At 69.3% G+C, this 14,170-nt stretch carries 12 protein-coding genes; 3 read left to right on the top strand and 9 right to left on the bottom strand.

The features are described 5' to 3' along the window. Nucleotides 1-5: 5 nt before the first annotated feature. Nucleotides 6-1,043, bottom strand: coding sequence for a sulfate ABC transporter substrate-binding protein (locus ACFRAQ_RS19510; protein ID WP_357193197.1), 1,038 nt, complete (start codon nt 1,041-1,043; stop codon nt 6-8). Nucleotides 1,044-1,236: 193 nt separating this feature from the next. Continuing rightward, entirely contained in the window at nt 1,237-1,326 is a 90-nt protein-coding gene (locus tag ACFRAQ_RS19505; RefSeq protein WP_357096386.1) for an Ms4533A family Cys-rich leader peptide, read from the bottom strand. A 127-nt stretch (nt 1,327-1,453) separates the two neighbouring features. On the opposite strand from ACFRAQ_RS19505, the gene ACFRAQ_RS19500 reads away from it, so the two are divergent. Then, nucleotides 1,454-2,512: a M48 family metallopeptidase gene (locus tag ACFRAQ_RS19500; RefSeq protein ID WP_379101426.1), complete on the top strand. Its 1,059-nt coding sequence runs from the start codon at nt 1,454-1,456 to the stop codon at nt 2,510-2,512. 79 nt (nt 2,513-2,591) lie between these two features. On the opposite strand, the gene ACFRAQ_RS19495 is transcribed toward ACFRAQ_RS19500, so the two are convergent. Together ACFRAQ_RS19495 and ACFRAQ_RS19490 are read right to left on the bottom strand one after the other, a co-directional pair. Beyond that, nucleotides 2,592-2,843, bottom strand: coding sequence for a hypothetical protein (locus tag ACFRAQ_RS19495; protein ID WP_379101424.1), 252 nt, complete (start codon nt 2,841-2,843; stop codon nt 2,592-2,594). Between the two features lie 128 nt (nt 2,844-2,971). Next, nucleotides 2,972-3,208, bottom strand: coding sequence for a hypothetical protein (locus ACFRAQ_RS19490; RefSeq protein ID WP_357089983.1), 237 nt, complete (start codon nt 3,206-3,208; stop codon nt 2,972-2,974). Between the two features lie 66 nt (nt 3,209-3,274). Here ACFRAQ_RS19490 and ACFRAQ_RS19485 point away from each other — a divergent pair, with 66 nt between their 5' ends. Continuing rightward, nucleotides 3,275-5,278, top strand: coding sequence for a glycoside hydrolase family 15 protein (locus ACFRAQ_RS19485; protein ID WP_379101421.1), 2,004 nt, complete (start codon nt 3,275-3,277; stop codon nt 5,276-5,278). Between the two features lie 48 nt (nt 5,279-5,326). On the opposite strand, the gene ACFRAQ_RS19480 is transcribed toward ACFRAQ_RS19485, so the two are convergent. The 3 genes from ACFRAQ_RS19480 to lepA all read right to left on the bottom strand — a co-directional run bounded on the left by ACFRAQ_RS19480 (nt 5,327) and on the right by lepA (nt 11,673). Continuing rightward, nucleotides 5,327-7,141: a hypothetical protein gene (locus tag ACFRAQ_RS19480; protein ID WP_379101419.1), complete on the bottom strand. Its 1,815-nt coding sequence runs from the start codon at nt 7,139-7,141 to the stop codon at nt 5,327-5,329. Beyond that, complete coding sequence (locus ACFRAQ_RS19475) at nt 7,138-9,381, bottom strand: hypothetical protein (RefSeq protein ID WP_379101417.1); 2,244 nt, start codon at nt 9,379-9,381, stop codon at nt 7,138-7,140. The genes ACFRAQ_RS19480 and ACFRAQ_RS19475 overlap by 4 nt, the downstream gene beginning before the upstream one ends. A gap of 444 nt (nt 9,382-9,825) precedes the next feature. Further along, nucleotides 9,826-11,673: a translation elongation factor 4 gene (lepA, locus tag ACFRAQ_RS19470; RefSeq protein ID WP_379101415.1), complete on the bottom strand. Its 1,848-nt coding sequence runs from the start codon at nt 11,671-11,673 to the stop codon at nt 9,826-9,828. 157 nt (nt 11,674-11,830) lie between these two features. Here lepA and ACFRAQ_RS19465 point away from each other — a divergent pair, with 157 nt between their 5' ends. Further along, nucleotides 11,831-12,412 carry a type II toxin-antitoxin system PemK/MazF family toxin gene (locus tag ACFRAQ_RS19465; RefSeq protein WP_379101413.1) on the top strand — a complete coding sequence of 194 codons (582 nt, stop codon included), beginning with the start codon at nt 11,831-11,833 and terminating at the stop codon, nt 12,410-12,412. Between the two features lie 66 nt (nt 12,413-12,478). Here the strand turns inward: ACFRAQ_RS19465 and ACFRAQ_RS19460 are convergent, their stop codons facing one another. Both ACFRAQ_RS19460 and ACFRAQ_RS19455 read right to left on the bottom strand, forming a co-directional pair. Next, complete coding sequence (locus ACFRAQ_RS19460) at nt 12,479-13,258, bottom strand: aquaporin (RefSeq protein WP_357279557.1); 780 nt, start codon at nt 13,256-13,258, stop codon at nt 12,479-12,481. A gap of 63 nt (nt 13,259-13,321) precedes the next feature. Further along, on the bottom strand, nt 13,322-14,164 hold the full coding sequence (locus ACFRAQ_RS19455; RefSeq protein ID WP_379101410.1) for a transglutaminase domain-containing protein: 843 nt from the start codon (nt 14,162-14,164) through the stop codon (nt 13,322-13,324). Nucleotides 14,165-14,170 lie beyond the last annotated feature (6 nt).

Raw genomic sequence — 14,170 nt, 5'->3', positions numbered from 1 at the left:
CCCGGCTACTTGGTGGCCTTGTCGTAGATCTGCGCCACCGAACCGGTGTTCGGCGTGAACAGCTCCTTGTCCACGGTCTTCCAGCCGCCGAGGTCGTCGATGGTGTACAGCTTCTGCGGGGTCGGGAAGCTCTTGGCGTTGTCGGCGCGCACCTGCGGGTCGACCGGACGGAAGCCCGCCTCGGCGAAGGCCTTCTGGGCGTCCTTGGTGTAGAGGAAGTCGCGGAAGGCGATGGCGTTCTTCAGGTTCTTGGCGTTCTTGAGCACCGCGACCGGGTTGTCGATCCGGAAGGTGGTGTCGGGCACGACGTGCTCGATCGGGTCACCCTTGGTCTCGGAGAAGATGGCCTCGTTCTCGTAGCTGAGCAGCACGTCACCGGTGCCCTGCAGGAAGGTGTCGGTGGCCTCGCGGCCCGACTTGGGCTGCACGTGCACGTGGCCCAGCAGCTGGGTCAGGTAGTCCAGACCGGCCTGCGCGTTCTTGCCGCCCTCGCTCTTGGCGGCGTAGGGGGCCAGCAGGTTCCACTTGGCCGCACCCGAGCTGAACGGGTTGGGGGTCACGACCTCGATGCCCGGCTTGAGCAGGTCGTCCCAGTTCTTGATGCCCTTGGGGTTGCCCTTGCGGACCGCGATCACCACGACCGAACCGAACGGGACGCCCTTGTTCGCGTCGGCGTTCCAGCCCGCGTCCACCTGACCGGAATCCACCAGGCGGGTGATGTCGGGCTCGACCGAGAAGCTCACCACGTCGGCCTCGGCGCCGTCCTTCACCTTGCGGGACTGATCGCCCGAGGGACCGTAGGAGGCCTGGAACTGGGTGCCCTTGCCGGCGTCGGTCTTGTTGTAGACCGGGATCACCTTGTCGTAGGCGGCCTTCGCGACCGAGTACGCGAACAGGTTGATGTTGCCGCCGCCACCGGCCGCCGCACCCTCGTCCTTGGTGTCGGCCGCGCCGCCGCTGCAGGCGGTGAGCACGGTGGCCGCGACCGCGGTGAGCGCGACGGCGAAGGTAGATCGGCGAGAGAGACGAATATTGCGGGACATCGGCGTGGACCTTTCGGGCTACCCGCCGGAAGGGACCTCGACCGGCGGGAATGAACGTTTGCCGTAGACCCGTCACGGGAAGAAATACGCGACGGTGGCGCTCCGGCCCGAAGGCCGCCGGGGGAACGAACACGAACTGCGAAAAATGCGCGCGCCAAGTCTACTCAGACGTGCAGCAGTGCCCGATAGGCGATCAGCGACAGTGAATGTCAGCGACCGCGAGGCAACCCACAGCGATCAACGCCAATTCATGGCGGACCTGGGGAACAACGCTCGACAGCACGGGGCGACTTTAGCAGAGGTGCACGTCAGGCCGCTAATCTCCGGCGGTTTGAAATCGTCTCGAGCACAACCCTGGTCGCACACGGCAGACTGTATCGAGACTGCGACTTTCCAACGGGGGACATTCCATGACGACAGCGCCCGCACGTATCCGCCGGGACTTCCCGGGCATCTCCACTCGCGCCTGGGAGCATCCCGCCGACCGCACCGCACTGGTCGGCCTGCGGCAGCTGAGTGGCTTCGACACCCTGCTGCGCACCCTCTCGGGTCTGCTGCAGGAGCGGCAGCATCGGCTCATGTATCTGGCGACCGCGGTGCGCGTCGACGAGCGGCAGTTCACGAACCTCCACCAGCTGCGATCGGACGCGGTCAAGATCCTCGACGCGCAGCGCACCCCGGAGATGTTCGTGCTGCAGCAGCCCGAGGTCAATGCCTTCACCATCGGCATGGACCGGCCGTTCATCGTGCTGACCACCGGCCTGCTCGATCTGCTCGACCACGAGGAGCTGCGGTTCGTGGTCGGCCATGAGCTCGGGCACGCGCTGTCCGGGCACGCGGTCTACCGGACCATGCTCATGCACCTCATGCGAATCGCCGACGGCATCGGCTGGATGCCGGTGGGCGGCTGGGCGGTTCGCGCCATCGTGGCCGCGCTGATGGAGTGGAGCCGCAAGTCCGAGCTGTCCGGCGACCGGGCCGGACTGCTGGTCGGGCAGGACGTGGAGGCGTCGGTGCGAGTGCACATGAAGCTCGCGGGCGGCTCCCGGGTGGACGAGATGAGCCACGCGGCCTTCCTCACCCAGGCCGACGACTACGACCGCGCGGGCGACCTGCGCGACGGCGTGCTCAAACTGCTGAACCTGGAACTGGCCAGCCACCCGTTCTCGGTGCTGCGGGCCGCCGAGCTGCGGCGCTGGATCGCGAGTGGCGAGTACAACCGCGTCCTGGACGGGCAGTACCCGCGCCGGGAACAGGACAAGGACGCGCGCATCAGCGAGGAGATCAAGCACGCGGCGCGGTCGTACAAGGAGAGCTTCGACCAGTCGGAGGACCCGCTGATCCGCACCGTGCGCAACCTGGGCCGCGATGTCGGGGCCACGGTCACCACGGTGGGCCAGGAAGTCGGCGAGACGCTGTCGAAGCTGGGCAAGCGGCTGCGCGGCGAGGGCAACGAGGACAAGGAATGAGCGAGGACAAGGAATGAGAAAAGGGGTCCGGGGCATCGGCCCCGGACCCCTGCTTCTCGCTCGGCGATAAGCCCTCGGGTTACTCGTCGCCCTCGACCACCGGCGGGGTCTCGAGGATGTCGAGGATCCACTCCTCGGTCGCGGATTCGGCATCCTCCTCGTCGGGGCGGATGCGGTTGCTCAGGCGCACGCCCAGACCCAGCAGCTGGGCGGCCCTGACCATCTCGAGGGCCTCTTCGGGACCGGCGTAGTGGGTGGCGATCAGACGGGGCTCGTCTTCGAAGTCCTCGTCGGACAGCACGAGTTCCAGACCTTCATCGGTAGTCGACATGGGTCAGCACAGTACGCCCAGAGTTCGCCGAAGCGGTACCGAAACTCGCTCAGCGAGTGAACAACCAGGCGACGACTACGAGAACAAGTAGTGCGATCAGGGCGAGCTGGACACGAGAGCGCGGCATGTCAGGCGGCTTCCTTCCGGATGCGGCGCGGCTGCGCGGTGGTCACGGTGGCCTCGCGGGCGGCGATCCGATCGCGGCCGAGCACGTGCAGCACCAGGCGCAGGATCCGGTCGAGGAGGTAGGCGATGCCCAGGCAGACCGGCACCATGGCCGCCAGCACCACCGCGAACTGGGGAACGAAGGGCAGCCCGGCCACCCACAGTTCCACACCGTCCCACCATCCTGCGATCGCATGCACGACCCCAGCCTAGGCCGCGAACGTCGTGGTGGACGATTCGGGCTGTTCGGAACGATCATTGATGTCATGGAGTCGTACGACGAACCCGAGTCGCTCGAAGCCCCACGAGACCCGCTGGCCACGACGGACCCCTCTCCGTCCGACGCTTACCTGCCGTCGGCGGTGGGCGGGATGCACCACTCGGTGTTCCCGCCCATCGACGACTACGCCTTCCTGTCCGACTGCGAGACCAACTGCCTCATCGCCCGCAACGGCGCGGTGGAGTGGATGTGCGTGCCGCGCCCGGACTCCCCCAGCGTCTTCGGGGCCATGCTGGACCGCAGCGCCGGGCATTTCCGGATCGGCCCCTACGGCCGCAATGTGCCGGCCGCGCGCCGCTATCTGCCCGGCGGCCTGATCGTCGAGACCACCTGGCAGACCGAGACCGGCTGGCTCATCGTCCGCGACGCCCTGGTGCTGGGACCCTGGCACAACAATCGGTCCCGCAGCCGCAGCCACCGCCGCACCCCCATGGACTGGGACGCCGAGCACATGCTGCTGCGCACCGTGAAATGCGTGAACGGCGTGGTGGAGCTGGAGATGAGCTGCGAACCCGCCTTCGAGTACCACCGCGGCCCGGCCAATTGGGCCTACAGCGGCACGGTCTACGAGCAGGCGCAGGCCACCTGCGAGATCGAGGGCGCGCCCGCCCTCACCCTCACCACCGATCTGCGCCTGGGCCTGGAGGGCCGGGAGGCGCGCGCCCGCACCCGGATGAAGGAGGGCGACCAGGTCTACGTGGCGCTGTCCTGGTCGGATCTGCCGCCGCCGCAGAACTTCGCCGAGGCGGCGGACAAGATGTGGCAGACCACCGAATGCTGGCGGCAGTGGATCACATTGGGCCGCTTCCCCGATCACCCGTGGCGCGGCTACCTGCAGCGCAGCGCGCTGACCTTGAAGGGCCTCACCTACGCGCCCACCGGCGCGCTGCTCGCGGCGGCCACCACCTCGCTGCCGGAAACCCCAGGCGGCGAACGCAATTGGGACTACCGCTACACCTGGGTGCGCGACTCCACCTTCGCGCTGTGGGGCCTCTACACCCTGGGCCTGGACCGCGAGGCCGACGACTTCTTCGCCTTCCTGCACGACGCCGCCACCGACGACAACGGGAAACCGGTGTCGCTGCAGGTGCTCTACGGCATCGGCGGGGAACGCCGGATCACCGAATCCGAACTCCCGCACCTGTCCGGCTACGACGGTGCGCGCCCGGTCCGCATCGGCAACGGCGCCTACAACCAGGAACAGCACGACATCTGGGGCACCATCCTGGATTCCGTGTACCTGCACGTGAAGTCACGCCAGCAGGTGCCGGAAACGTTGTGGCCCATGCTCGAACGGCAGGTGCAGGCCGCGATCGAGAGCTGGCGCGATCCGGACCGCGGCATCTGGGAGGTGCGCGGCGAACCGCAGCACTTCACCTCCTCCAAGGTGATGTGCTGGGTGGCGCTGGACCGCGGCGCGAAACTGGCCGAGCTGCACGGGGAGATGGACTACGCCAAGAAGTGGCACGACATCGCCGAGGAGATCCGCGCCGACATCCTCGACAACGGCGTCAACGCCCAGGGCGTGTTCACCCAGAGCTACGGCAGCGACACCCTCGACGCCTCCCTGCTGCTGGTGGTGCTGACCCGCTTCCTGCCGCCCGACGACCACCGGGTGCGGGCCACCGTGCTCGCCATCGCCGACGACCTCACCGAGAACGGCCTGGTGCTGCGCTACCGCACCGAGACCACCGACGACGGGCTGTCCGGCGAGGAGGGCTCGTTCACCATCTGCTCGTTCTGGCTGGTGTCGGCGCTGGTGGAAATCGGTGAGCTGCAACGGGCCCGGCAGCTGTGCGAGCGGCTGCTCGGCTACGCCAGCCCGCTCAAGCTGTATGCCGAGGAGATCGACTCGCGCACCGGGCGGCACCTGGGGAACTTCCCGCAGGCGTTCACCCACCTGGCCTTGATCAACGCGGTCATGCACGTGATCCGGGCCGAGGAGTCCAAGCACACCGGTCAGTTCCATCCGGCGCACCCGGGACGCTGAGAAGACCACCGTGACAAGGAAATCGGCCGCTCTCGCGGCCGATTTCTCTCAGTACGAAGACCTTTCGCCGATCCCGTCGGCGGTCTCGCGAATATCGCGCAGCCGCACCAGCGATCGCTCGATCTCGGTGAGCCGCGCCTCCCGGCCCGCGCCGGACCCCACCGTGGCGGCTTCCTCGGCGGCGCGCAGCGAGGCGTCCACCGACCGCAGCGTCGAGGTGGCGATCTCGGTGAAATGGTCGCGCAGGCTGCGCTGCACCGCGCGCAGCCGGTAGCGGGACTCCTTGCTCACCTGGAAGATCACGTCGTCCATGAGCCGGGCGACCGCCACCTTGGCCTCGGCCTGGCGGCGGGCGCGGCGGGCCTTGCGGTCGTCCCACAGGGCATTGAGGCCCAGCAGGATGGCCGCGCCGCCGGAGTACCAGTTCACCAGCGACATGTGCAGCAGGCTGGTGATCAGACCGACCATGAGCAGGCCGCCGTAGGAGCCGCGCAGCGCGGTCAGCACCTGGGCGGTGATGCCGAGCTTGGCGCTGTCCAGCTTGTCCAGCGCCGCGACGGGTTCCAGCACCGCGCCGACATCGCCGGGATTGTCCAGCTTGAGATCCGGGGTGGGGATGCCGCTCTCGGGGAACTTGGCGGCCACCTGCTCGGCCAGCTCCACCGAGCGGTAGTGGGCGATGACGAAGTTCTCCTCCACCGCCTCGCAGATCTTGGCGTCGAGATCCGCGCCGAAGTCGTTCCAGCCCTTGACCGGATCGCCCTTCATGATGTCGGCGTCGGCGTCGCGGATCAGGCTGCGCAGCCGGTGCCGCAGATCGTGTTCGGTGTCGGCCATCAGCTCGCCCGCGCCGTCGGCCAGGGTGACCTGCCAGTTGGCGGTGCGCTGGCGGAGCTGCTCGGCCTCCTCGCGGGTGCGCCGCAGCTGCTCGGTGATCACGGTCAGGCGGCGCGGATCGCGCAGCGTCTCGGCCTCGCTGCGCAGCGCCAGCGACAGGTGGTCGGTGATGAGCCCGATATCGCGGACCGCGGCCTCCACCGCGACGGCGTCCGCGCGGCCCAGCACGTGGGCGCGCAGATGATCGAGCAGTTGCGGCACACCGGATTCCAGATCCAGGCGCTGGTCGCCGTTGGCGGTGGCGTGCGCGTGCAGCCGCGCCGAGGCGGGCGCGACCGCGAAGGCCAGCCCGGCGTCGTCGAGCAGCTGCCGGTCGTGCTGCTGCACCTGCGGCCACTGCGGATACTGGTCGATCTTGTTGAGCACGCAGACGACCGTCGGGCACACCTGCTGGACGCGCTGCAACTGCTCGATCTGTGCCGGGGTGAACGGGGCGCGCGCGTCCGCGACGTACAGCACCGCGTCGGCAGCCGCGATCAGCGACCAGGTGGCCGGGGAGTCCTCGGGCGAGCCGGGCGCGTCCAGCACCACGAAGCCCTCCGCGAGCAGCGGACTGGGCTGGGTGAACTCGGCCCGGATGACCTCGCCCGACCCCAGCTCCGCCAGCGCCGACTGCGGGTCGACGGCGGTGCGCTGGGCAGTGCCGCCCGCGCCCGCCTTCACCAGCGTGGCCGCGGCCTGCGGGCCGTACTCGGCGATCACCGGGACACTGGCTTGCCCGTCGGTGGCACTCACCGCGGCCCCGACCAGGCTGTTCACCAATGTGCTCATCCCGGAACGGGATTCACCCACCACGACCAGCCGCACCCGCGGATCGGTCAGGCGAGCACGGGCAATGCCCAGCCGGCCGGTCAGATCGAGCCGGCCGGAGGCATGGGTCAGTTCGAGCAGCCGGTCGAGCAGCTCGACCAGCGGACCCAGCGCATCGGGATTCTTCACCGCTACCTGATGACCCGGTGCGCTCACAGCAGCAGCATGTGATCGCCCGGACCCTGCGCGGAAAGGTCCGCGTACCCGGCGTCGCCGAGGCCGGAGAACAGACCGGCGTCGTGCACCAGCAGGCCCGCATCGTGCACGGCCAGCACCGAATCATGCACGCCGTACGACGCGTCCTGAACCGGCAGGACCGAATCATGCACCGGGAGAACGGCGGAGACCGGCTGCGCGTGCACGACCGGGGCGTACTGGTCCGCGATCGGCTTCACCTGGGTCGGCGGGTCGATGTGCGGCGCGGTGGTGATCGGCGACGGCATCGTCGGCGCGGGCGCGACGGTCGGCACCGGCGCGACCGAAACACTGGGCTGCCCACCGTGATCCGGGACCGACGGCTGGGTCGGCACGGTCGGCGCGGTCGGGCGCGGCGCGACGGTCACGGTCGGCTGATGCGGGGTCGGATCGTCGGGCACGGTGACCGTGGGCACGGTGGGACGGGTCCCGGTGTTGTCGTCGGACGGCGAGTGCGGCTTGGTGGGCAGGTCGGTGTCGCCGGTGTTCACCGGCGGGGTCACCGGCTTGATGGTCGACGGCGTGTCCAGGCCCTTGGTCAGGTCGTCCAAGCCCGGGATCTTGGTCGGGATCGGCGGCACGGTGAGCGTGGGGCCGTGATCGACCTTGGTCGGCGGGGTGGCGTGCGGCACGGTCGGGGCCGGGGTGGCCGCGGGGACCGGCTTGGTCGCCAGCGTGGTCGGCTGGTGTCCGGGCGCGGACGCGTCGCCATTGGCCAGCACCGGCGTGCGGCCGTGATCGAACAGGGCGGGCGCGACGGACGCGGGCGCGGTCAGCGGCGACGGACCGCCGTGCGTGGTCAGCAGATTCGCGATCGGCTGGTTGGCGGCGTCGGGCTGGATGGTGGTCTGCAACGGCGTCACCGCGACCGGCTGAACCGACACCGGCGCGAGCGGCACGACCGACACGGGCGCGGCGGGCGCGGTGGCGACCGGCGGCACCGGGGCGGGCGCGGGCGGCATCGGCTGCGCGGCCGGGGTGGGCGCGATCGTGGTGAGCGCGATCGGGTTCGACGGCGCGGGGGCCACCGGCGCGGCGGGCGACAGGCCCGGCGCGGGAGCCGGCGCGGCGGGAGCGGCCGGGGACGCCAGCGGCGCACCGGAGGGCGCGACCGGCGACGCCGAGCCCGGCGCACCGGCACCGGGGGCGGCGGACGACGGCTCGGAAACACCGTGTCCCGGAACGCCGTTCACGCCGGCGGCAGTGGTGGCGCCGGACTTGTCGGCGGGCTGCGCGGACTGCGGCGTGGACGTGCCCGGGGTGGCGGGCGCGCCGTTGTCGGGCAGGGTGGTGTTCGCCGGAATGTGCGAAATCCCCTGTCCCAGTTGCTGGTTGTAGGCGTCGAGCTGGTTGCCGACCGCGCCGACACCCAGGTCGGCCTTGAGGTTGGAGTGGAACCACACGCCGTCGAGGCCGATGTGGGCGTCGAAGGCCCAGTCGGTGCCCAGGAAGACGCCGGTGCCGCCCTGACCGGCACCCGCGCCGATGCCGTCGAACGCGCCGGAGTGATCGGCCAGGCCGGGCTGGTGATCGGGCACCAGGCCGGTCGCGCCCATGCCGGGCAGGTGCATGCCGTCGGAGCCGGGCAGCCCGAAACCGGGCAGGCCGGACGCGAAGCCGGGCAGGCCCGGCAGGTGCGGCTGCTCGAGCGAGGGCAGCTGCGAATTCTCCTGCGCCGGTTCCGATTCCGTCGGCTGGTCGCTGTCCATGGGCAGACCCCAGCCTGGGCGCGGCCCGTAGGTCGGGAAGCCGGACAGGGACGCGCCGGTGTCGGTGTCGGGCAGACCCATGCCGTGGAAGCCGGCGTGCGAGGGCTCGTTGGCGGGGATGGCGTCGAGCGAGGGGAACAGTCCGGCGTCGGTGCCGTGGTATTCGCCGAGCGGACCGAAGGCGCCGTTGACGGGCGCGACCACGGGACCGTGGTGCTGCGGCAGCGAGTCGGGGGTCAGGTCCGGGAAGGTGACGGTCGGGCTGGGCACGTTCGGCTGCGGGTCCTCGGCCTGCGACCAGCCGACGTTCTTGCTGTCGTGGTTGATCGCGGGCGATCCGCCGCGGCTACCGCCGGCCGCGATGAGCGCGCCACCGGTCACATACGCACCGCCCCGAGCCACGCGCGCGACACCGTTGGCAATGCGGTAGGCGGCGTCACCGTCGTTCTCATCGGCGCCGGAAGCATCGTCGAAGGGCAGATCACGTGTCATGCTGGCTCCGCTCTCAGGGCTCCGGCGGCACCGTACGCGGGCCACCGGACCAAACTCGTTTCACACCCTATTTCCGGAGAACCGGTCTGTCACATCCACCAGGTAGGAGATGGTGCGCTCAACGGTGTGCCACACAGCTTGTCACCCTGCGAATCCGGACGGAAGCCCCATTTTGGACCTGCATACCGAACCTTGCGCTCTGACCGGCCGACCGGAAGTTACCCCACCCTATCCCCCCCGGCCACGGCACCCGAGAACAGCGCGCCGCCCCCAATTACTCTGCCCCACTCCCTGAGGGGGCGCCGGACACGGGATCCAACTCCAACCCGCTCCGGCACCGCACCCTTGGTAGCAGCGAGGCACGGGATCCAACTCCAACCCGCCCCCTCTAGTACTGTGCCCCGCTCCCAACAGGGAGCGGGGCACGGGAGCCCGGAGAGTCGGCTATTTCTTCTTGTCCGAGGCCGAGTCGGTCGACAGCGCCGCCACGAAGGCCTCCTGCGGCACGTCCACGCGACCGATGGTCTTCATGCGCTTCTTGCCTTCCTTCTGCTTCTCGAGCAGCTTGCGCTTACGGCTGATGTCACCGCCGTAGCACTTGGCGAGCACGTCCTTGCGGATCGCCCGGATGTTCTCGCGCGCAATGATCTTGGAGCCGATGGCCGCCTGGATCGGCACCTCGAACTGCTGCCGCGGGATGAGCTCGCGCAGCTTGGTGGTCATCTTGTGCCCGTAGGCCTGCGCGGCGTCGCGGTGCACGATGGCGGAGAAGGCGTCGACCGCCTCGCCCTGCAGCAGGATGTCCACCTTGACCAGGTCGGCCTGCTGTTCACCGGCCTCCTCGTAGTCGAGCGAGGCGTAGCCGCGGGTGCGGGACTTCAGCGAGTCGAAGAAGTCGAAGATGATCTCCGCCATGGGCAGCGTGTAGCGCATCTCCACGCGGGTCTCGGACAGGTAGTCCATGCCCAGCAGCTCGCCGCGGCGGGCCTGGCACAGCTCCATGATGGTGCCGACGAACTCGCTCGGGGCGATCACCGTGCACTTGGTGATCGGCTCGTGGGTCTCGCGCACCTTGCCCTCGGGCCAGAACGACGGGTTGGTGACGATGTGCTCGGTGCCGTCCTCCATGACCACGCGGTAGATCACGTTGGGCGCGGTGGAGATCAGGTCGAGGCCGAACTCGCGTTCCAGGCGCTCGCGGGTGATCTCCATGTGCAGCAGGCCCAGGAAGCCGCAGCGGAAGCCGAAGCCCAGGGCCACCGAGGTCTCCGGCACATAGGTCAGCGCGGCGTCGTTGAGCTGCAGCTTGTCCAGGGCGTCGCGCAGATCCGGGTAGTCGGAGCCGTCGACCGGGTAGAGGCCGGAGTAGACCATCGGCCGCGGTTCCTGGTAGCCGGCCAGCGCCTGGGTCGCGCCGTCGCGGGCGGTGGTGACGGTGTCACCGACCTTCGACTGGCGGACGTCCTTCACACCGGTGATGAGGTAGCCCACCTCGCCGACGCCCAGTCCCTGGGTGGGCTTGGGTTCCGGGGACACGATGCCGATCTCGAGCAGTTCGTGCTGCGCGCCGGTGGACATCATCTTGATCTTCTGGCGCGGGGTCAGCTTGCCGTCGATCACACGCACGTAGGTGACGACGCCGCGATAGGTGTCGTAGACGGAGTCGAAGATGAGCGCGCGCGGCGGCGCCTCCGAGTCGCCCACCGGGGCGGGGATCTCCGCGATCACCTTGTTCAGCAGCTCGGGCACGCCGACGCCGGTCTTGCCGGAGACCCGCAGCACGTCCTCGGGCTCACAGCCCACGATGTGCGCGATCTCGGCGGCGTAGCGGTCGGGGTCCGCGGCCGGGAGGTCGATCTTGTTGAGCACCGGGATGATCGTGAGATCACGTTCCATGGCCAGGTACAGGTTGGCCAGGGTCTGCGCCTCGATGCCCTGCGCGGCGTCGACCAGCAGCACCGCGCCCTCACAGGCCTCGAGCGCCCGCGACACCTCGTAGGTGAAGTCGACGTGTCCGGGGGTGTCGATCAGGTGCAGGACGTAGTCCTCCCCGTCGACGTTCCACGGCAGCCGCACGTTCTGGGCCTTGATGGTGATGCCGCGTTCCCGCTCGATATCCATGCGGTCCAGGTACTGGGCGCGCATGGCGCGTTCCTCGACCACACCGGTGAGTTGCAGCATCCGGTCGGCCAGGGTCGATTTCCCGTGGTCGATGTGCGCGATGATGCAGAAGTTCCTGATCCGGCTGGGATCGGTGAACGTCTTGTCGGCGAAGCTGCTAATCGGAGTCACTCCTCGGCATGGCGAAACAGCGGCATGTCAACCGGCAAGTCTACGGGGTTGGGCCCGATGTCCTCGCCCCGGTCTTCCCCGGGCGTGAACGACCCGTCGCCGCAGGCGAATCCACTGCGGATGAGAATCGGGGTCTCCGCCGTTAGGCTGCGGTGTCATGGCCGGCAGGTGGAACGCTCTGGGGAAGCAGTTGGGGATCGTGGCTAAGGAGCAGGGGACCCAGCTCGTCACGCAGCAGGCGCCGAAGTTGATCGGCAAGGTGCGGCAGTCGACGGTGTGGGATCGCGCGCTGAAGGCGGTGGGGACGCCGCGCAAGGGTCCGGGGGTGAACGTGCGGCCGACCTCCTCGGCGGGGGTGCCGTCACACGAGCGCGCGCGGATGATCGTCTACAGCCCGCAGCTGGACGGGCGCGCCGACCCGGGTGAGATCGTGTGGACCTGGGTGCCCTACGAGGAGGACCCGGACAATGGCAAGGACCGGCCGGTGCTGGTGGTGGGCCGCGACGGCGGGACGCTGCTCGGGCTGATGCTGTCCTCCAACGCCGATCACGCGCGCCACGACAACTGGGTCGGCATCGGCAACGGGCCGTGGGATCACGAGGGCCGTGACAGCTGGGTGCGGTTGGACCGCGTGCTGGACGTGCCCGAGATGGGTATTCGCCGCGAGGGCGCGATCGTGCCGCGCAAGACCTTCGACAAGGTCGCGCACCGGCTGTGCGCCGAATACCACTGGCACTAGGGCTTTCCCGAACAAGCGACCGGCCCCCGCTCCGGGACGGAACGGGGGCCGGATCGAGTCCGATGCTCAGCTGATCATGTTGCGCGAGCGGCCGAACATCAGGCTGTACACCAGCGCGCCCAGCACGCCGCCGATCAGCGGGAACACGATGAACACCCACAGCTGCGCGGGCGCGCCGTCCTGGTAGAAGGCCACCGCCAGGCTGCGGGCCGGGTTCACCGAGGTGTTGTCCACCGGAATCGAGATCAGGTGGATGACGGCCAGGGTGAAGCCGATCGACAGACCCGCCAGCGGCACGTCCGACAGCTGGTCGGTGGAGGCCAGCACCACGAACACCAGCAGCGCGGTCAGGATCACCTCGACGGTGATGGCGGCCGCCAGGCCGTAGCCGTTGACGGTGATCTCGCCGAGCGTCAGCTTGGACGGGCTGTGCGCGCCCCAGCCGTTCGCTCCCAGACCGTCTTTCGCGCGGTCGTAGGACGGCAGGTTCTTGGCGATGGCGTAGATGACCGCGCCACCGATCAGACCGCCGACGATCTGCGCGACCCAATAGCCCGCCGCGACCACGATGTTCACCCGGCCCAGCAGGAGCTGGCCCACGGTCACCGCCGGGTTCACGTGGCAGCCCGAGATCGGGCCGATCGCGTACACCAGGAACAACAGGGTCAGACCGAAGGCCAGTGCCACACCGAGCGCGCCGACCCGGCTCCCGGCCAGCACCGCGGTGCCGACACCGCCCAGGACCAGCACGAACGTGCCGAGCGCCTCAGCGAACAGCTTGCGCCCCAGGGTGGGTGGTTGTAGGTCGGTGAGATCCTCGGCGACTTCCTGAGCTGTGGGAGACATCGGCTACCTTCCGCTTGCATGGACAACGCACCGGTGTAGAGCGAGCGGCGCGAGCCGGAACCCTCAGGCCAGGCGGGTTATTTCCACCACCACGTCGAGATCGGTCGAGCCGCTTCCGCTGAAGATACCTTTCAAGGGGGGCACATCCGCGTAATCACGACCGACACCGACCGAGACGTGTTGCTCGGTGACCGCGATGTTGTTGGTCGGGTCGTAGCCCCACCACTGCCCGGTCCAGGCCTCCACCCAGGCGTGCATCTGGCCCGCCACGGTGTGGCCCACCTCGGCCGCCGGGTCGGGGTGCAGATAGCCGGAGACGTACCGGCTGGGAATCCCCATGCCGCGCAACAGCAGCAGCGTGAGGTGCGCGTAATCCTGGCACACGCCTTGCCGTTCGGCGTACGCCTGCACCGCGGAGGTGTGCACCGAGGTGGTCCCGGCCAGGTAGTTCATCTCCCGGTGCACCCATTCGGCAGCGCGGACAACCGCTTTGGCGGGCGGCACGCCGCGGGCCAGCTGCCGCGACACCGAGGCCAGCCGCCGCGCCCGGGGCACGAACTCGGTGGGTTCCAGCAGTTCGTCGAAGCGGTCGCCGATGGCGTCGTCGCGCAGCTCCTCCCAGGACAGCTCCTCGGGCGGGCCCGCGAACGGCTCGGTCTCGACCACCGACGCGCTGGTCACCTCCAGTTCGGTGTGCGGGGCGTGCAGGTCGAAGGCGGTGACGGCGGTCCCCCAGTAGTCGGTGTACCGGTAGGACCGGGTGGACGGCACGGTGTCGACGCGATTGAGGATCACGTTCTGCCGGCTGTCGGCGCGCGGCGTGAGCCGGGCCTCGTTGAACGACCGGGTGACCGGCGCGTCGTACACGTATCCGGTGGTGTGCACCACCCGCATGCGCCAGCTCATGCTGTT

It is taken from the genome of Nocardia sp. NPDC056611 (genome assembly GCF_042792755.1).
Lineage (GTDB): Bacteria > Actinomycetota > Actinomycetes > Mycobacteriales > Mycobacteriaceae > Nocardia.
The sequence above is the reverse complement of the archived record's forward strand: the minus strand, read 5'-3'. Positions and strand labels throughout refer to the sequence as shown.